Origin of the sequence: Streptomyces sp. NBC_01255 (genome assembly GCF_036226445.1) — a bacterium.
Classification (GTDB): domain Bacteria; phylum Actinomycetota; class Actinomycetes; order Streptomycetales; family Streptomycetaceae; genus Streptomyces.
In genome coordinates, this window is record NZ_CP108474.1 from 2,779,364 (window position 1) to 2,795,506 (window position 16,143).

17 protein-coding genes are annotated in these 16,143 nt (G+C 71.9%); 10 read left to right on the plus strand and 7 right to left on the minus strand.

Features of this window, described 5'->3' with window-relative positions; translation table 11 throughout:
* Positions 1-6 precede the first annotated feature (6 nt).
* The 5 genes from OG357_RS12025 (at position 7) to OG357_RS12045 (ending at position 4,900) form a co-directional block, all read left to right on the plus strand.
* Positions 7-942: a cellulose-binding protein gene (locus OG357_RS12025; protein ID WP_329621144.1), complete on the plus strand. Its 936-nt coding sequence runs from the start codon at positions 7-9 to the stop codon at positions 940-942.
* 89 nt (positions 943-1,031) lie between these two features.
* Positions 1,032-2,000 carry an ABC transporter ATP-binding protein gene (locus OG357_RS12030; RefSeq protein ID WP_329621145.1) on the plus strand — a complete coding sequence of 323 codons (969 nt, stop codon included), beginning with the start codon at positions 1,032-1,034 and terminating at the stop codon, positions 1,998-2,000.
* A gap of 3 nt (positions 2,001-2,003) precedes the next feature.
* Positions 2,004-2,783, plus strand: coding sequence for an ABC transporter permease (locus OG357_RS12035; RefSeq protein WP_329621146.1), 780 nt, complete (start codon positions 2,004-2,006; stop codon positions 2,781-2,783).
* A 132-nt stretch (positions 2,784-2,915) separates the two neighbouring features.
* A complete protein-coding gene (locus OG357_RS12040; protein ID WP_329621147.1) occupies positions 2,916-4,070 on the plus strand; it encodes an ABC transporter ATP-binding protein in 1,155 nt (384 codons plus the stop codon).
* On the plus strand, positions 4,067-4,900 hold the full coding sequence (locus tag OG357_RS12045; RefSeq protein WP_329621148.1) for an ABC transporter permease: 834 nt from the start codon (positions 4,067-4,069) through the stop codon (positions 4,898-4,900). Before OG357_RS12040 ends, OG357_RS12045 begins: the two co-directional genes overlap by 4 nt.
* A gap of 36 nt (positions 4,901-4,936) precedes the next feature.
* Here OG357_RS12045 and OG357_RS12050 read toward each other — a convergent pair whose 3' ends face one another.
* The gene (locus OG357_RS12050; protein WP_317599198.1) at positions 4,937-5,269 is read right to left on the minus strand and encodes an ATP/GTP-binding protein; all 333 of its coding nucleotides are present in this window, start codon (positions 5,267-5,269) and stop codon (positions 4,937-4,939) included.
* Between the two features lie 199 nt (positions 5,270-5,468).
* Between OG357_RS12050 and OG357_RS12055 the strand changes: the two genes are divergently transcribed.
* Complete coding sequence (locus OG357_RS12055) at positions 5,469-6,503, plus strand: LLM class flavin-dependent oxidoreductase (RefSeq protein ID WP_329621149.1); 1,035 nt, start codon at positions 5,469-5,471, stop codon at positions 6,501-6,503.
* A gap of 106 nt (positions 6,504-6,609) precedes the next feature.
* On the opposite strand, the gene OG357_RS12060 is transcribed toward OG357_RS12055, so the two are convergent.
* Positions 6,610-7,002: an SCO5389 family protein gene (locus tag OG357_RS12060; RefSeq protein WP_329621150.1), complete on the minus strand. Its 393-nt coding sequence runs from the start codon at positions 7,000-7,002 to the stop codon at positions 6,610-6,612.
* 228 nt (positions 7,003-7,230) lie between these two features.
* Here OG357_RS12060 and nucS point away from each other — a divergent pair, with 228 nt between their 5' ends.
* Positions 7,231-7,902 (plus strand): endonuclease NucS, encoded by a 672-nt coding sequence (gene nucS / locus OG357_RS12065; protein ID WP_329621151.1) that lies wholly within the window; start codon positions 7,231-7,233, stop codon positions 7,900-7,902.
* A gap of 99 nt (positions 7,903-8,001) precedes the next feature.
* Here nucS and OG357_RS12070 read toward each other — a convergent pair whose 3' ends face one another.
* The 4 genes from OG357_RS12070 to OG357_RS12085 all read right to left on the minus strand — a co-directional run bounded on the left by OG357_RS12070 (position 8,002) and on the right by OG357_RS12085 (position 13,153).
* Positions 8,002-10,719 carry an ATP-binding protein gene (locus tag OG357_RS12070; RefSeq protein ID WP_329621152.1) on the minus strand — a complete coding sequence of 906 codons (2,718 nt, stop codon included), beginning with the start codon at positions 10,717-10,719 and terminating at the stop codon, positions 8,002-8,004.
* A 357-nt stretch (positions 10,720-11,076) separates the two neighbouring features.
* Positions 11,077-11,400: an STAS domain-containing protein gene (locus OG357_RS12075; RefSeq protein ID WP_024761898.1), complete on the minus strand. Its 324-nt coding sequence runs from the start codon at positions 11,398-11,400 to the stop codon at positions 11,077-11,079.
* Positions 11,401-11,526: 126 nt separating this feature from the next.
* Entirely contained in the window at positions 11,527-12,375 is an 849-nt protein-coding gene (locus tag OG357_RS12080) for a 3-hydroxyacyl-CoA dehydrogenase family protein (RefSeq protein ID WP_317599187.1), read from the minus strand.
* 139 nt (positions 12,376-12,514) lie between these two features.
* Positions 12,515-13,153 (minus strand): TetR/AcrR family transcriptional regulator, encoded by a 639-nt coding sequence (locus OG357_RS12085; RefSeq protein ID WP_329621153.1) that lies wholly within the window; start codon positions 13,151-13,153, stop codon positions 12,515-12,517.
* Positions 13,154-13,241: 88 nt separating this feature from the next.
* Here OG357_RS12085 and OG357_RS12090 point away from each other — a divergent pair, with 88 nt between their 5' ends.
* The 3 genes from OG357_RS12090 to OG357_RS12100 are packed head-to-tail and all read left to right on the plus strand — an operon-like array spanning position 13,242 to position 15,359.
* Positions 13,242-14,015 (plus strand): ABC transporter ATP-binding protein, encoded by a 774-nt coding sequence (locus tag OG357_RS12090; RefSeq protein ID WP_329621154.1) that lies wholly within the window; start codon positions 13,242-13,244, stop codon positions 14,013-14,015.
* An 8-nt stretch (positions 14,016-14,023) separates the two neighbouring features.
* Positions 14,024-14,773: an ABC transporter permease gene (locus tag OG357_RS12095; RefSeq protein ID WP_329621155.1), complete on the plus strand. Its 750-nt coding sequence runs from the start codon at positions 14,024-14,026 to the stop codon at positions 14,771-14,773.
* Between the two features lie 13 nt (positions 14,774-14,786).
* Complete coding sequence (locus OG357_RS12100) at positions 14,787-15,359, plus strand: cob(I)yrinic acid a,c-diamide adenosyltransferase (RefSeq protein WP_329621156.1); 573 nt, start codon at positions 14,787-14,789, stop codon at positions 15,357-15,359.
* On the opposite strand, the gene OG357_RS12105 is transcribed toward OG357_RS12100, so the two are convergent.
* Positions 15,356-16,030, minus strand: coding sequence for a hypothetical protein (locus OG357_RS12105; RefSeq protein WP_329621157.1), 675 nt, complete (start codon positions 16,028-16,030; stop codon positions 15,356-15,358). The two genes, OG357_RS12100 and OG357_RS12105, sit on opposite strands and share 4 nt — an antisense overlap.
* Positions 16,031-16,143 lie beyond the last annotated feature (113 nt).

Below are 16,143 nucleotides of genomic sequence, written 5' to 3' on the forward strand. Positions count from 1 at the left end.
AAACCCATGAGCGACACTTCCTCCCCCTTCGGCTTCGAGCTCGTGCGGCGCGGTTACGACCGCGGTCAGGTGGACGACCGCATTACCAAGCTCGTTTCCGACCGTGACAGCGCGCTGTCCCGCATCACCTCCCTGGAGAAGCGCATCGAGGAACTCCACCTCGAAACGCAGAACGCCCAGGCGCAGGTCACCGACGCGGAGCCGTCGTACGCCGGCCTCGGTGCCCGTGTCGAGAAGATCCTCCGGCTCGCCGAGGAGGAGGCGAAGGATCTCCGCGAGGAGGCCCGTCGCGCGGCCGAGCAGCACCGCGAGCTGGCCGAGTCGGCCGCCCAGCAGGTGCGCAACGACGCGGAGTCCTTCGCGGCCGAGCGGAAGTCGAAGGCCGAGGACGAGGGCGTCCGGATCGTCGAGAAGGCGCAGGGCGAGGCCAACTCGCTGCGTGGCGAGGCGCAGAAGGACGCGCAGTCGAAGCGCGAGGAGGCGGACGCCCTCTTCGAGGAGACCCGCGCCAAGGCCGCCCAGGCCGCCGCGGACTTCGAGACCAACCTGGCGAAGCGCCGCGAGCAGTCGGAGCGGGACCTGGCCTCGCGTCAGGCGAAGGCCGAGAAGCGCCTCGCCGAGATCGAGCACCGCGCCGAGCAGCTCCGCCTGGAGGCCGAGAAGCTGCGTACGGACGCGGAGCGCCGCGCCCGTCAGACGGTGGAGACCGCGCAGCGCCAGGCCGAGGACATCGTGGCCGACGCGAACGCGAAGGCCGACCGGATCCGCAGCGAATCGGAGCGCGAGCTCGCGGCGCTGACGAACCGCCGGGACTCGATCAACGCCCAGCTGACCAACGTCCGCGAGATGCTGGCGACGCTGACGGGTGCCGCGGTCGCGGCGGCCGGCTCCCCGATCGACGACGAGCGCGCGGCCGGCGTCCCGGCCCAGCAGACCCGGTAACACCGGCGCTGACATCCAGCGCCGGCACCGCGCAAAACCCTCCGTCATTCCGGTGGCGGAGGGTTTTGTGCGCCCTTAGGTTGGTACGCATGATCGAGCTTGAGGGCCTGACCAAGCGCTACGGGACGAAGACAGCGGTCGACCATCTCTCCTTCCAGGTCCGGCCGGGCGTCATCACCGGCTTCCTCGGGCCGAACGGGGCGGGCAAGTCGACGACGATGCGGATGATGCTCGATCTGGACAATCCGACCAGCGGTACGGTCCGGATCGACGGCAAGCACTACCGGGACCTCGAAGAGCCGCTCAAGTACATCGGCGCACTGCTCGACGCCAAGGCGATGAACGGCGGGCGTTCCGCGTACAACAACCTCCTGTGCCTCGCGCAGTCGAACCGGATCCCGCAGAGCCGGGTGGGCGAGGTGCTCGATCTGGTGGGTCTGACGCCGGTCGCGCGGAAGAAGTCGAAGGGTTTCTCCCTCGGCATGGGGCAGCGGCTCGGTATCGCCTCGGCGCTGCTCGGCGATCCCGAGATCCTGATGTTCGACGAACCCGTCAATGGTCTGGACCCCGAGGGAATTCACTGGATCCGCAATCTGATGAAGGCCCTGGCCGGCGAGGGCCGGACGATCTTCGTCTCCAGCCATCTGATGAGTGAAATGGCGCTGACGGCCGATCATCTGATCGTGATCGGGCAGGGAAAGCTGCTGGCCGACACGTCGATGGCGGATTTCATCCAGCAGAATTCGCGGAGTTATGCGCGGCTGCGTTCACCGCAGCAGGAGCGCCTGCGGGACCTCCTCCACGCCAACGGGTTCGTGGCGGTCGAGGCGGGCAACGGCACCCTTGAGGTGGACGGGGCGACCACCGAGAAGCTGGGCGAGCTGGCGGCCGCGAACCAGCTCGTCCTGCACGAGCTGAGCTCGCAGCGCGCCTCCCTCGAAGAAGCGTTCATGCAGATGACGGCCGGTGCGGTGGAGTACCACGCGCACGGCACCGACGTACACAGCGCCGTGCCGGCGCCCGGCCCCCGGTGGGGCTCGACCTCCGAGGGAGTCTGAACCATGGCAGCGGCAACCGCGGTCCTCCAGTCCGAGTGGACCAAGATCCGGACGGTGTCGTCGACGGTCTGGACGCTGGCGAGCGCCCTCCTCGTCACCGTGGCGATGAGCGCGGCGCTGTGCGCGCTCCTCAACTCCACCTTCGACGATCTGAACCAGGCCGAGCAGCTCACCTTCGACCCGACGTTCGTCAGCTTCTCCGGGATGATCCTCGGTCAGCTGGCCATGGTCGTCTTCGGCGTCCTGGTGGTGGGCACCGAGTACTCCTCCGGCATGATCCGCACCTCGCTCGCCGCCGTACCGCAGCGCGCGACCTTCCTCTTCTCGAAGATCGCGGTGGCCGGTGGTCTGGCGCTGCTCGTGGGCCTCGTGACGAGCTTCCTCTCCTTCTTCCTGGGGCAGGCCCTGCTCGGCGAGCACCGGGCCTCGATCGGCGACGACAACGTGCTGCGGGCGGTGATCGGCGCCGGTCTTTACATGTGCCTGATCGCGCTGTTCTCCATGGGCGTGGCCGCGATGCTGCGCTCCTCGATGCTCTCGCTCGGCATCCTGGTGCCCTTCTTCTTCCTGATCTCCCAGATCCTGTCGGCGGTACCGAAGGCGAAGGAGGTCGCCAAGTACTTCCCCGACCAGGCCGGCGCGAAGATCATGCAGGTCGTCCCGGACGCCATGAACACCGAAGAGGCCCCGTACGGGCCGTGGGGCGGGCTCGGGATCATGCTGATCTGGGTGGTGGCGGCGCTCCTCGGCGGCTACCTGGTGATGAAGAAGCGCGACGCCTGAGTCGCTTTCGCTTCTCTTCCGCTTCGCCGGAACCGTCAACGGCTGGATAAGCTCCTCATTCATACGGGGGGCTCCGGCCGACGGCCGCCACGCCCCGACATGGATGCGACGACCTGTCGATGGGGCTGGAGAATGATCGAGGCAGTCGGCCTGACGAAGCGCTACGGCGCCAAGACGGCCGTGTACAACCTTTCCTTCCAGGTGAGGCCCGGTGTGGTCACCGGCTTCCTGGGCCCCAACGGGTCCGGGAAGTCGACGACCATGCGCATGATCCTCGGGCTCGACCGGCCCAGCGCGGGCCATGTGACCATCGGCGGCCACTCCTTCCGGCAGCTGCCGAACGCGCCCCGGCAGGTCGGCGCGCTGCTCGACGCCAAGGCCGTGCACGGCGGCCGGAGCGCGCGCAGCCATCTGCTGTCGCTCGCCCAGCTGGCCGGCATCCCGGCGCAGCGGGTCGACGAGGTCCTCGGCGTCGTCGGCCTCCAGGACGTGGCGAAGCGGCGCTCGAACGGCTTCTCGCTCGGCATGGGCCAGCGGCTCGGCATCGCGGCGGCTCTCCTCGGCGACCCGCAGGTGCTGCTCTTCGACGAGCCGGTCAACGGCCTGGACCCGGAGGGCATCCTCTGGGTCCGTAACCTGATGAAGAAGCTGGCCTCCGAGGGCCGGACCGTCTTCGTCTCCAGCCACCTCATGAGCGAGATGGCGCTGACGGCGGACCACCTGATCGTGATCGGCCGGGGGCAGCTGCTCGCGGACATGAGCGTCACGGACTTCATCTCGGCGAACTCCGCCGACTTCGCCCGGGTGCGGACGCCGCAGACCGAGCCCGCGCAGCGGGAGAAGCTGACGGCGGCGCTCATGGAGGCCGGCGGCCAGGTGCTGTCCGAGCCGGACGGCGCGCTGCGCGTCACGGGTCTGCCCCTGCCGAGGATCAGCGACCTGGCGCACGACGCGGACGTACGGCTCTGGGAGCTGTCCCCGCACCAGGCCTCCCTTGAGGAGGCGTACATGCGGATGACGCAGGGTGCGGTGGACTACCGCTCCACCGACGACCGCCTCGCCCACCTCCAGGCGCCGCTTCAGCCCGGACAGCCGGGGTACGGGATGCCGCCGCAGCAGCCGGCGGCCCCCGAGGTGTCGCAGCAGGGCTGGTACGCCCCGCCGCCGCCCGGACAGAACCCGTACGCCGGGCCTCCGCAGGCGCCCGCGCCCGGTGCTCCGCAGGCGCCCGCGCCCAGCCCGTACGCCACACCGCAGCCGAGCGACACCACCAAGGACGCCCGATGACCGCCCCCACCCACCACCACGCTCCGGCGCCGCACGCCTACGTCTCCCCCATCCCGATGCGCAGGGCGCACCTCGGTGACGCCCTCGCCTCCGAGTGGACGAAGATCCGCTCGGTCCGGTCGACGCTGTGGACGCTCGGCGTCATGATCCTGCTGATGCTGGCCATCGGCCTGGGCGTGGCGGCGATCGCCTCGGCCTCCGAGGCGCCGATGGGTGAGGAGTCCGCGCTCGGCTTCGGCTTCTTCGGGATGCTGCCCGCGTCGATCTGCGTGATCACGCTCGGCGTCCTGACGATCGCCTCCGAGTACGGCACCGGCATGATCCGCACGACGCTGACCGCCTGCCCGACCCGTGCGCGGGTGCTGACGGCGAAGGCGATCGTCTTCTTCCTGCTGGTCTTCACGGTCACCACCGTCTTCGCGACGCTGGTGGCGGTGGCCCAGGTCGCCATGGTCGACGCGCGGGAACCCACGTCCGCCGAGTGGCTGCGGGCGACGGTCGGGGCGGGCGCCTACCTGGCCCTGCTCGGTCTGCTGTCGCTGGCGCTCGGGACGCTCATCCGGCACTCGGCCGGCGCGATCACCGTCATGATCGGTCTGCTGCTGCTCCCGCTGGTGGCGGCGCTGTTCATGTTCTCCGAGGCGCTCAGGTCCGTGCAGGAGGCACTCTTCACCTACGCGATCCCCTCGCAGATGATCGCGCTGTACAGCGCGCGCCCGCCGTTCGGCGACAGCGGCCCGGCGGGCTGGGAGCCGCTGCTGATCATGTGCGGCGTCGCGGCCGCGGCGCTGGCCGGCGCCTACGCCCTGCTGAACAGCCGCGACGTGTAACGACGGCTCCCTGGTACGTCAGTACCTCGGCGTACGTCAGTACCTCGGCGCGTTCCGGGACCGCTGCACCCTGCTGGTGCGGCGGTCCTTCGCGTTCCAGCAGGCCTTGTGCCAGTGGCGCCGGTCGTCCACGCCCCCGTACTCGGGCCACGCGACGACGTGCGGGGCGCCGGGCGGGATCTCCTGGTCGCAGCCGGGGCAGCGGTAGCGCTTGCCGGGCGAGCTCGCTCCGGCGACGAGGCGGACGTACCACTCCTCGCCCTGCCAGGTCTCGCTGCGCTGCGCACCGCCGTACCGGTCGCCGGGTTCGCCCGGCTGCTGCTGTTCGGGCTTATCGCCGCCTCGGGAACGGTTGTGGCGCGGGGACACGGGCACACCTCACGGGGTCTGGGAACACGGACCGTTCTCTCCAGCCTACGGGCCGCGACGCGGTGCCCCGGGCCCCGTCCGCGGCGGCTTAGCCGAAAATCGCAAGAACTTCATGAAGGGCCGTTGCCTTTGGCACGTGTCAGACGTTGTTGCCAGTGCGAGGGGAGATACGCGTCGGCCGCAAAGGAGGCAGAAGGCGATGCGCGTGGGTACGTTCGTTCTGGCCGCCCAGTTCCCGGGCCAGGGACAAGGGGAGGCGTTGCACCGGGCGGTGCGGACCGCCGAGGTCGCCGAGGAGGCGGGGCTCGACTCCGTCTGGCTCGCCGAGCACCACTTCGTGCCGTACGGGGTCTGCCCCTCGGCCGTGACGCTCGCCGCGCTGCTCCTCGGGCGCACCCGGCGACTGAGGGTGGGCACAGCGGTGAGTGTGCTGCCGACCGTCCACCCGGTCGCCCTGGGCGAGCAGGCGGCGCTGCTGCACCTCACGTCGGGCGGCAGGTTCACCCTGGGGGTGGGCCGGGGCGGGCCCTGGGTCGACCTGGAGGTGTTCGGCGCGGGGCTCGCGGCATACGAGGGGGGCTTCCGCGAATCGCTCGACCTGCTGCTGCGGTGGCTGGGTGAGCCCCGGGTCGGCGCCGAGGGGGAACGATTCGCTTTCCGTGAGGTGGCGGTGGTGCCCCGCGCCGACGAGCTGATCGGCGGTGAGGCGGGTCCCGAGGTGGTGGTGGCCTGCACCTCGCCGAAGAGCGTGCGGCTCGCCGCGGAGCGCGGGCTTCCGATGTTGCTCGGGATGCACTGCGGCGACGAGGACAAGGCCGAGATGGTCGCGGCCTGGGCGCGCTGTGCGCGGGAGGCCGGGCGGGACCCGGACGAGATCGCGCGGATCGGCGCCGGGCACGTCTCGGCGGGGGTGGTCCAGCTCGCGGACCGGGGCGCGGACGCGGCAGAGGCGCTGGTGAAGGCGATGCCGGGCTGGCTGAAGCAGGGGCTCGACGCGCATGTGACGGTCGACGGCCGGCACCGGGCGATGCGGGACCCCGTGGCGTACACGGAGCTGCTGTGCCGGCTGCACCCGGTGGGCAGCCCCCGGCTGGCGGCGGACCGGCTCGCGGCGACGGCGGAGCGTACGGGCATCACGCGGTTCGCCCTGCTGGCGGAAGGCTCGGGCGACCTCGCGGCGACCGAGGAGAACGTCCGGCGGCTCGGCGCCGAGGTCCTCCCGCTGCTTGCCTGAGGCCCGGCGGAGAGCTTGTGCTGCCGCTCCGGCATCTCCGCGTGGTCGACGCGCGTCGGCACGCGTCGACCACGTCTCCCGCGATGCGGAGCGGCAGCACCATGTCTCAGCAGTCGCGCAGTTCCGGCGACTGGTTGAGCAGCTGCCCCCGTACGGACGTGAAGCGGGCGAGCCGCTCGTCCACCGACGGGTCCAGCGGGAACACCGCCAGGCGGTGGCAGTTCTGGAAGGCGAGACGCACCCCGAAGTGCCGCTGCAGGGCGCCACGAATGGCATCGCTCGCGAGCGCGCGCAGCAGCTGACCACGTGCCTGCTCATTCGGCGGCGGCGTCTGGTTGTCGGCGAACTCTCCGCCGTCGACCTTCAGCTGAGCCACCAGAGAACTGATCATCTCCCATGCGTAGGGCAGGGAGGTCCGGACGCAGTCGACGAAGTCGGCTTCGTCGACCTCGCCTCGCTCGGCCTGTTCCAACAGTGCCGGTGAGACGTCGAGCGACATGGGTTCTCCTCTCGCGACCCCGCGGACGGGGTCTTGCGGGCAGGGGCGAAGGCCGGGCCGTGCGCCACGCAGCGTGCACGGACGACGACCTCCAGCTTCCACGGTAAGCGCGCAGACCTGGTCGCACCAGAAGATTGGGAACACAACAGGCTGATAACCGACGGGTGTTCGGCTAAGGATGATGCCCGAATCGCGCGGAAGAGCGCCCGTCTTGTAGCGTTGCGGACCATGCGTCTCGTCATTGCCCGTTGCTCCGTGGACTACGCGGGTCGGCTCACGGCCCACCTGCCCTCCGCGCCCCGTCTGATCCTGATCAAGGCCGATGGGAGCGTCTCGATCCACGCGGACGACCGGGCGTACAAACCGCTCAACTGGATGTCCCCGCCGTGCACGCTCAAGGAGGGTGCGGACGGCGACGCGGGCATCTGGACCGTGATCAACAAAGCGGGCGAGAAACTGATCATCACGATGGAGGAAATCCTCCACGATTCCTCGCACGAGCTCGGTGTGGACCCCGGTCTCATCAAGGACGGCGTGGAGGCCCACCTCCAGGAGCTGCTCGCCGACCGCATCGAGATCCTCGGCGAGGGGTACACCCTGATCCGCCGCGAGTACCCGACGGCGATCGGCCCGGTCGACATCCTGTGCCGCGACGCGGACGGCGGGACGGTCGCGGTGGAGATCAAGCGGCGCGGTGAGATCGACGGCGTCGAGCAGCTGACCCGCTACCTGGAGCTGCTCAACCGCGATCCGCACCTGGCCCCCGTGAAGGGCGTCTTCGCGGCGCAGGAGATCAAGCCGCAGGCGAAGGTGCTCGCGACGGACCGCGGCATCGGCTGCGTGGTCCTCGACTACAACGCGATGCGCGGCATCGAGGACGACAAGCTCCGCCTCTTCTAGAGCCCGGTACGAGCGGTCCGAAGCGGTACGAGTACGGGGACGGCCCCGGGTGCGGCGAGCGCGCCCGGGGCCGTCCCCGTCTCCGTATCCGTACGCGGGTCAGGCGGTCGTCGTCTCCGAGGACGCGGGGCTGTCGGAGACCGACGGGCCGCCGCCGAGGGTCGCCGAGGCGGAGTTGCTCGGGGAGTTCTCCTCCGCCGGAGGACTGGTCGTCGGCGGCGGCGTGGTCGTCGGGGGCGTGGTCGTCGGCGGCGGGGTGGTCGTCGGGGGCGGCGTCGTCGTGGTCGGCGGGGCCGGCGTCGACGTCGTCGGACGCGGTCCGCCGGTGGTGGCCGACGGGCTCGACGGCGGCCGGGTCGTGGTGGGGGCGGTGGTGCCCGACGGGCTGTCCGACGGAGACGGCGGCGGGGACGCCGGATCCGACGACGAACCCGGCGAGTCCGATGCGCTCGGGGAACCGGTGCTGCCCGGGCTCGTCGGCGCGTTCGACGGCGAGGTGCCGTCGGAGCCCGAGGGGCTCGGGGATCCGGAGTGCGTGGGCTCGCCCGTCTCGCCGGGGGCGCCGGTCTCGCCGCCCTCGCCCTCTTCGCCGTCGGCCGGTGGCTCGTCATCGTCGAGGCCGTCGTCGGTGCCGCCGCTGTCCTCGGTCGCCGTGCTGTCGGAGGTGACGCGGTTCGTGGCGGGGTCCTCGCCGTTGCCGGAGGTGGCGCCGAGGGTGACGACGGTGCCGAGGACGGCCACCAGGAGCGCGCCCGCGCCGACGGCGGCGAGGTTGCGGCGGGCGCCGGTGAGGATGCCCCCCTTGAGGCCCGGGCGGCCGCCGCCCTGGACGGTGTCGGGGCGGGTGATGAGCGTCGGGCCCTCGTCGGCGAAGTCCGGGAACGCGGGAATCGCGGAGGCCGGGGGAACCGCCGGGCCCCGCACGGGACCGCCGGGCAGCGGGGCCGTGGGCGGCTCCGGCAGCGGGACCGGCGGCCGGGCGGTGGCGCGCCGCACGGCCGGCGTGCCGCGCGGCGGCGAGACGGGCTCCTCGGCGCGGGCCGCGACCGGGGTGCCGTGCTCTCCGGAGAGGTCGGCGACGAGGGCGAGCGCCCGGCGGCCGGCGACGGTGCCGCGCTTGTCGGCGAGCACCCCGCGCATCCCGATGGAGGCTTCCAGCTCGGCGCGGGCCCGCTCCAGGTTTCCGGCGCAGATCGCGAGGACGCCGAGCTCGTGGTGGAAGTACGCCTCCTCGGCGACGTCCCCGGTGAGCCGGGCGGCCTCCTGCCCGACGCGCAGGGCCCGCTCCCAGGCGCCCCAGTGCAGTCCGGCGGCGAAGGCGGGCGCGGCGGCGCGGGCGAGGAGGACGGCGGTGGCCCGGCGCTCTCCGTCGGTGCCGGCCTCGCTGCCGGGAACGAGCGCGGCCAGGGCGGCGAGGAGGGCGTCGGACTCGGCGGCGGCGCGTTCGGGCGTGACGGAGGGGTGACCGGCCCACCAGGCGTAGTGCTGGGCGGTGGCGTGGACGCGGTCGGCGGCCTCGTGCGCGTACCCGTGGGCGAGGAGCTGGGTCAGGACCCCGGCGGCGAGCCGGTAGCGGGTGCCGACCGGGGAGAGCAGCCCGCAGGCGACGAGCTCGCCGAGGGCGGCGTCGGCGTGGGTGTCGCCGACGAGGGCCGGCAGGTGGGCCTGATGCGGGACCTCGCCGCCGAGGGCCACGGCGAAGCGCAGGGCGGCCTGGGCGGAGCGGCTGAGGCGCGAGGCGAGCAGCGCGGCGGGGGCAGCGCCCTCGCCGAGGCTGGGCAGGGGTATCTCGCGGAGTTCGACGTCGGCGTCCTCGACGCCGTCGAACGCGGCGGCTGCGGCAACGGCGGCCGCCGCGGGGTCGGTCGGCCCGAAGGCCTCTTCGAGGGCGCCGAAGGCGTCGAACTCGGCCGGGGTGACGCGCAGCCGGTCGCGCTGGCGCAGCAGCGCCCCGGCCTGGACGAAGCGCAGGGGCAGTCCCTCGGACTCGAACCACAGGTCGCCGGCCCAGTTGGCCTCCTCGTCGGTGAGGGTGCGGCCGACGGCGCTCTCCAGGAGCTTGAGGGAGGCGCCGCGACCGAGGCCCGCGAGGGCGACCTCCTCGACGTGGGCGCCGGCCGAGGGGGCGGGCGCGTCGGGGGCGGCGGCGAGGAGGAAGGCGCACTCGGGGGCGGCGGCGAGGAGTTCGTCGAGGGCGGCGCCGCCGAACTCCAGGTCGTCGACCACGACGACGGCGCCGATGTCGCGGAGCCGGTCGAGGAGCTCGGGCCGGTCGGGCCGGTGGTTCGGGGCGTACCGGACGGTGGCGAACAGTTCGTGGAGGAGCTCGGTGGACGTGCGGTGGTGGCCGGAGAGGCGGACGACGCCGTCGGGGGCGAGCTCCGCGCAGTCGGCGGCGACCGCGTCGAGGAGCGCGGTGCGGCCGGATCCGGCGGGGCCGGTCAGGCGGGCGGAGCGGCCGCGGGCGAGGATCTCGGCGAGCCGCTCGCGCTGCTCCTGGCGTTCGAGAAGGGGCAGCGCGGGGGCGGCGGGACCGGGCGGTACGGGCGGGGCCGCGGCGCGGGCGGCCTCGGCGCGCTCCTCGGGGGTGCGGCGGCGGGGGGCCGCGGGCGCCTGGCCCGGCGGGCAGGGTTCTATCTCGCTGCCGTCGACGGGGTTGACGGTGAGGAGCAGCTCGCCGGAGACGAGCCGGACGACGCGGGCGCGCGCGGGGGCCGCGGGCGAGCGCTCGGGCAGGGCGGAGCCGAGCGCGGGGCGGGCGTCCTCGCCCTCGGTGTCGTGACCGTACTGCTCCGACCCAGGGTTGATCGGGTCCATGGTCCAAGCCCCCAAGAAGCGGTGTCAGGTGCCCGCCGGGTGGGTCCGTCAATGTGCAGGCGACCGAACCCTAGACCGTGGTCAGGCGCTCGGGAACAGCCGGGGTGCTCCGGAGACCAAGACGTCACGGTCTTGTGAGGATTGAGCGTGACGCCGGGTTCACACAGCTGCTTCACAGGGCCGTGTCCCCCCTGTCACCTGGGCCCGCCGGGTCCCACCCGCACCGCATCACGCCCGCTGGTCCACCCGCACCGCGTCACACCCGCCGGTCACACCCGCGCCATGTCCGCCCGCCGGGTCCCGCCCGCGCCGCGTCACACCCGCCGGTCCCGCCCGCGCCGGTGACACCCGCCCCCCTCACACCCGGGGCAGTGACTCCGCGGCGAGGCCGCCCTCGATGGCGAGGATGCGGTGGAGCCGGGTGGCCACGAGCAGCCGCTGCATCTGGGGCGGCACCCCGCGCAGCACGAGGCGCCGGCCGCAGCGGCCGGCCCTCCGGTGAGCGCCCATGATCACGCCGAGCCCGGTCGCGTCCCAGGAGTCGAGGCCGGTCAGGTCGAGCACCAGATCGCCGACTCCGTCGTCGACGGCCGAGTGCAGGACCGTACGGGCGTCCGCCGCGCTGCGGACGTCGAGGCGGCCCCCGACGACCAGCTCGACGTGGTCGCCCCTGATGTGCATATGCGCTCCCCGAGAGTGCTCCGTCTTCGCAACAACTGACTGCCGCAGCAGCAGAAGCGTTGCGCCTTGTCAGCGAACCGGTACCGAAATTCACCCCACGGAGTGAGGCGGGGTGGCGGGCCGGGCTCAGTGCTTGTAGAAGCCCTGCCCGCTCTTGCGCCCGATGTCACCCGCGTCCACCATCCGGCGCATCAGCTCCGGGGGTGCGAACTTCTCGTCCTGGGACTCGGTGTAGATGTTGTTGGCCGCGTTCACCAGGATGTCGATGCCGGTGAGGTCGGCGGTGGCGAGCGGGCCCATGGCGTGGCCGAAGCCGAGCTTGCAGGCGATGTCGATGTCCTCGGCGGTGGCGACGCCCGACTCGTAGAGCTTGGCGGCCTCGACGACGAGGGCCGAGATGAGGCGGGTGGTGACGAAGCCGGCCACGTCGCGGTTGACGACGATGCAGGTCTTGCCGACGGACTCGGCGAACTCCCGGGCGGCGGCCAGGGTGGCGTCGCTGGTCTTGTAGCCGCGGACCAGCTCGACGAGCTGCATCATCGGGACCGGCGAGAAGAAGTGGACGCCGACGACGGCCTCGGGGCGCTCGGTGACCGCGGCGATCTTGGTGATCGGGATCGCGGAGGTGTTGGAGGCGAGGACGGCGCCGTCCTTGGCGATCTTGTCGAGCGAGCGGAAGATCTCGTGCTTGACGTCGAGGTTCTCGAAGACGGCCTCGACGACGATGTCGGCGTCGGCGACGGCCTCGAGGTCGGTGGTGGCGGTGATCCGGCCGAGGGCGGCCTCGGCGTCGGCGGCGCTCAGCTTGCCCTTCGCGACGAACCGGTCGTACGACGCCTTGATGCCGTCGGTGCCACGGGTCAGGGCGGCGTCGGTGACGTCACGCAGGACGACGTCCCAGCCCGCCTGTGCCGAGACCTGCGCGATGCCGGATCCCATGAGTCCGGCCCCGATGACGGCGAGCTTCCTGGCCACGATGTTCCACCCCTTAACGCCTGTTCACTTCTGACTCTCCGGCGGAGATTAGCGGTCGCGGGGCGCCATGTGACCGCTAAGTAATGCGCGTCACGCCCTCTTTGACGGACGTCACACTCACGACACCTCCTCCGCCCGCTCAGCCCTCGCGTACGGCGTACGTCAGGACCCTCTCGCTCAGCAGCTCCTCGATCTCGTCGAGGAGGACGAGGGCCTCGCGGGAGACGGTCGTCGCCTTGCGTCCCGCGGTCATCTCCCGGGTGATGTAGGCGACGACGGTGCTCTCGATCCAGGCGAGCTGGCCGCCGACGAGCAGCGGCAGCGGGTCGTCCCCGGCGGCCCCGGTCTCCTCGCGGAGGGTGGCGACGACGGCGTCGTGGACCTGCTGCTGGAGGTGGAAGAGCCGGGCCTTGAGGGTGGGGGCGTGCTCGATGACGTGCATGAAGGCGTCGAAGCCGTCCATGAGTCCGTACGCGGGCGAGACCGCGCCGATGTCCTGGCGCAGCTCGCGCAGGACGGCCGCGGCGGCGGACTCGCCCCGGTCGCGGCCGCGGATCATCCGGGCGAGGCGCTGGGTGACGCCGTCCATGCGGTCGAGGAAGAGGTCCTCTTTGGCCGGAAAGTAGTTGTAGACGGTGTTCACGGAGACGTCCGCCGCCTCGGCGACGTCGGCGACGGTCACGGCCACGAAGCCGTGTTCCAGGAAGAGTCCGGTCGCGATGTCCGAGATCCGCTGCTTCGTCTCGCGCTTCTTGCGTTCCCTGAGTCCCTCGGCCATGCCCACATCCTAGGCTCCCTGAAATTTTGGACCACCCGAAAACTTGGTGGCATTGCAAAATTGTAGTGACTCTGTTTTTGTAGTCGCCATGCCCATCATCAGTACGGCCGGGCTCGCCCGGACCTTCCCCGGCAAGAACGGCCCCGTGGAGGCCGTCCGCGGAATCGACCTGACCGTCCGGCCAGGCGAGATCCTCGGACTCCTCGGCCCCAACGGCGCCGGCAAGACGACCACCCTGCGGATGCTCACGACTCTGCTCCCGCCCACCGGCGGCGCCGCCACCGTCGCCGGCCACGACCTCGTCAAGGACCCCGCGGCCGTCCGCCGACGCATCGGGTACGTGGCCCAGTCCGGCGGCCTGGACCCCCAGGAGACGGTCCGCTCCGAGCTCGTCCTCCAGGGCAGGCTCTACGGCCTCGACCGCACCCGCGCGACCGCCCGCGCCGAGGAACTCGCGGTGGACCTCCACCTCACGGAACTCCTCGACCGGCCGACCCCGGCGCTCTCCGGCGGCCAGCGCCGGAGACTCGACCTCGCGATGGGGCTCACCCACCGGCCGGAGATCCTCCTCCTCGACGAGCCGACGACCGGCCTCGACCCCGGCAGCCGCGCCGACCTGTGGGCCCTCGTGCGGCGGCTGCGCGACGAGTACGGCACGACCGTCGTCCTCACCACGCACTACCTGGACGAGGCCGACGCGCTCGCCGACCGGCTCGTGATCGTGGACAGGGGCACGGTCGTCGCCGAGGGCAGCCCCGCCGCCCTCAAGGCCGCGCACGGCGCGACCACCCTCCAGGACGCCTTCCTCGCCATCACCGGGCGCGGCCCGGCCCCCGTCGACACCACTCCCGTAGCGGTCTAGGACCCCTGATGCTTCTCCACGACACCGCGCTGCTCTTCGGGCGGTACGCCCGCCAGACCCTGCGCTCCCCGTTCCAGATCTTCTTCGGCGCGCTGATGCCGCTGCTCTACCTGTTCTTCTTCGGGCCGCTGCTCACCGGTCTCCCGCTGGGCCGCGAGGGCGACTCCTGGCAGATCCTCGTCCCGGGCCTGCTGCTCCAACTCGGCCTCTTCGGCGCCTCGTTCGCCGGGTTCTCGATCATCATGGAGAAGAACTGGGGCGTGTTCGACCGGATGCGGGTCACTCCGGTGAGCCGACTGGCGCTGCTGCTCGGCCGGGTCCTGCGGGACGCCGCGCTCTTCGTCTTCCAGGCGGTGCTGCTCGTCCTGGTGGCCGTCCCGATGGGCCTCAGGGCGCCGCTCCCCGGGATCCTGATCGGCTTCGGCTTCGTCGCCCTGCTCTCGGCGGCGCTCGCCTCGCTCTCGTACGCGCTGGCCCTGAAGCTGCCGAGCCCGCAGGAGTTCGGCCCCGCGATCAACACGCTCGCGATGCCGTCGATGCTGCTGTCGGGCCTGATGCTGCCGATGGCCCTCGCCCCCGGCTGGCTGGACGTGCTGTCGCACCTGATGCCGTTCCGCTATCTGGTGGACGCGGTCCGGGAGGTGTACATCGGCCACTACACGACACCGGCCGTGCTGTACGGGGTGCTCGTCGCCCTCGCGCTGACGACGCTCGCCGTGACGGTCGGCACACGGACGTTCCGGAGCGCCGGTGTCTAACTAGGCTGGGCCCATGGTCAATCTGACGCGCATCTACACCCGTACCGGCGACCAGGGCACCACGGCCCTCGGTGACATGAGCCGGACCGCCAAGACGGATCTGCGGATCTCGGCCTACGCCGACGCCAACGAGGCGAACGCCGTCATCGGCACGGCCGTCGCCCTCGGGCAGCTGGACGAGGAGGTCGTGAAGGTCCTCGTCCGCGTCCAGAACGACCTGTTCGACGTGGGGGCCGACCTCTGCACGCCCGTGGTGGAGGACCCCAAGTACCCGCCGCTCCGCGTCGAGCAGGCGTACGTCGACAAGCTGGAGGCCGACTGCGACCGCTTCCTGGAGGAGCTCGAGAAGCTGCGCTCCTTCATCCTGCCGGGCGGCACGCCCGGTGCGGCACTGCTGCACCAGGCGTGCACGGTGGTCCGGCGGGCGGAGCGCTCCACATGGGCGGCCCTCGAAGTGCACGGCGAGTCGATGAACGCACTGACCGCCACGTACCTCAACCGCCTCTCAGACCTGCTCTTCATCCTTGCGCGAGCCGCGAACAAGGAGGTCGGGGACGTGCTCTGGGTCCCCGGCGGAGACCGCTAGTCCGACTGCCGCCCCATGCCGGGGGTCCGGGGGTCGCCCCCGGGGGATGCAGCATCCTTGCGCGAGCCGCGAACAAGGAGGTCGGGGACGTGCTCTGGGTCCCCGGCGGAGACCGCTGAGCCGTCTTCCGAGATCCCTTCCGGGGCCTTCTTCGGCCAGATCGCGTAGCTGAGCGCGATCAGGCCGTGGATGCCCGCCGCCCGCCAGGCGCCGAAGATCCAGCTCCGCAGCCCGTCGGTGTTCCCGTCGCCGCCGACGTACCAGATCGCCAGGAGCAGCAGCACGGAGGCGACGGACGCGGCGACCACCGAGCCGAGCCAGATGCTGCCCTCGTGGCGGGCGCGCGCCATGCCGTACTGCGGCGGCTTCGGGGGCGGCGGGGCGCCGCCGAGGCGGTGGGCGGCGTGGCCGTCGAGCCACTTCACGGTCCGGTGGCCGTGGCCGACGGTGTAGCCGATGTAGACGGCGGCGAGCCCGTGCCGCCAGCTCGGTTCGGCCCCGTTCTTGAGATCGATCACGGTGACGACCAGGAGCAGGACCTCGAGGAGCGGCTCGCACAGCAGCAGCGCCATGCCCGCCCGGGGCATCTTCAGGAGGTAGCGGGTGGCGAGGCCGGCGGCCAGCAGGACCCAGAAGCCCACCTCGCAGATCACGATCAGCGTGACGATCACGGTGTTCCCCTTTCGGTTCCCCCTCAGCGTCCCGTGGGATCGGACACGGTTCGTCGTCGCCGGTGACGAAGTCCGCCTACATCCTTCGACGGAGGGACGGATCGGCCCGGACG

Coding starts and splice junctions, on each gene's coding strand:
- OG357_RS12025 (WP_329621144.1), top strand. CDS start 7: ATGAGCGACACTTCCTCCCCCTTCGGCTTCGAGCTCGTGCGGCGCGGT.
- OG357_RS12055 (WP_329621149.1), top strand. CDS start 5,469: ATGCGCGTGGGTACGTTCGTTCTGGCCGCCCAGTTCCCGGGCCAGGGA.
- OG357_RS12045 (WP_329621148.1), top strand. CDS start 4,067: ATGACCGCCCCCACCCACCACCACGCTCCGGCGCCGCACGCCTACGTC.
- OG357_RS12085 (WP_329621153.1), bottom strand. CDS start 13,153: ATGGCCGAGGGACTCAGGGAACGCAAGAAGCGCGAGACGAAGCAGCGG.
- OG357_RS12100 (WP_329621156.1), top strand. CDS start 14,787: ATGGTCAATCTGACGCGCATCTACACCCGTACCGGCGACCAGGGCACC.
- OG357_RS12090 (WP_329621154.1), top strand. CDS start 13,242: ATGCCCATCATCAGTACGGCCGGGCTCGCCCGGACCTTCCCCGGCAAG.
- OG357_RS12030 (WP_329621145.1), top strand. CDS start 1,032: ATGATCGAGCTTGAGGGCCTGACCAAGCGCTACGGGACGAAGACAGCG.
- OG357_RS12075 (WP_024761898.1), bottom strand. CDS start 11,400: ATGCACATCAGGGGCGACCACGTCGAGCTGGTCGTCGGGGGCCGCCTC.
- OG357_RS12095 (WP_329621155.1), top strand. CDS start 14,024: ATGCTTCTCCACGACACCGCGCTGCTCTTCGGGCGGTACGCCCGCCAG.
- nucS (WP_329621151.1), top strand. CDS start 7,231: ATGCGTCTCGTCATTGCCCGTTGCTCCGTGGACTACGCGGGTCGGCTC.
- OG357_RS12035 (WP_329621146.1), top strand. CDS start 2,004: ATGGCAGCGGCAACCGCGGTCCTCCAGTCCGAGTGGACCAAGATCCGG.
- OG357_RS12040 (WP_329621147.1), top strand. CDS start 2,916: ATGATCGAGGCAGTCGGCCTGACGAAGCGCTACGGCGCCAAGACGGCC.
- OG357_RS12070 (WP_329621152.1), bottom strand. CDS start 10,719: ATGGACCCGATCAACCCTGGGTCGGAGCAGTACGGTCACGACACCGAG.
- OG357_RS12060 (WP_329621150.1), bottom strand. CDS start 7,002: ATGTCGCTCGACGTCTCACCGGCACTGTTGGAACAGGCCGAGCGAGGC.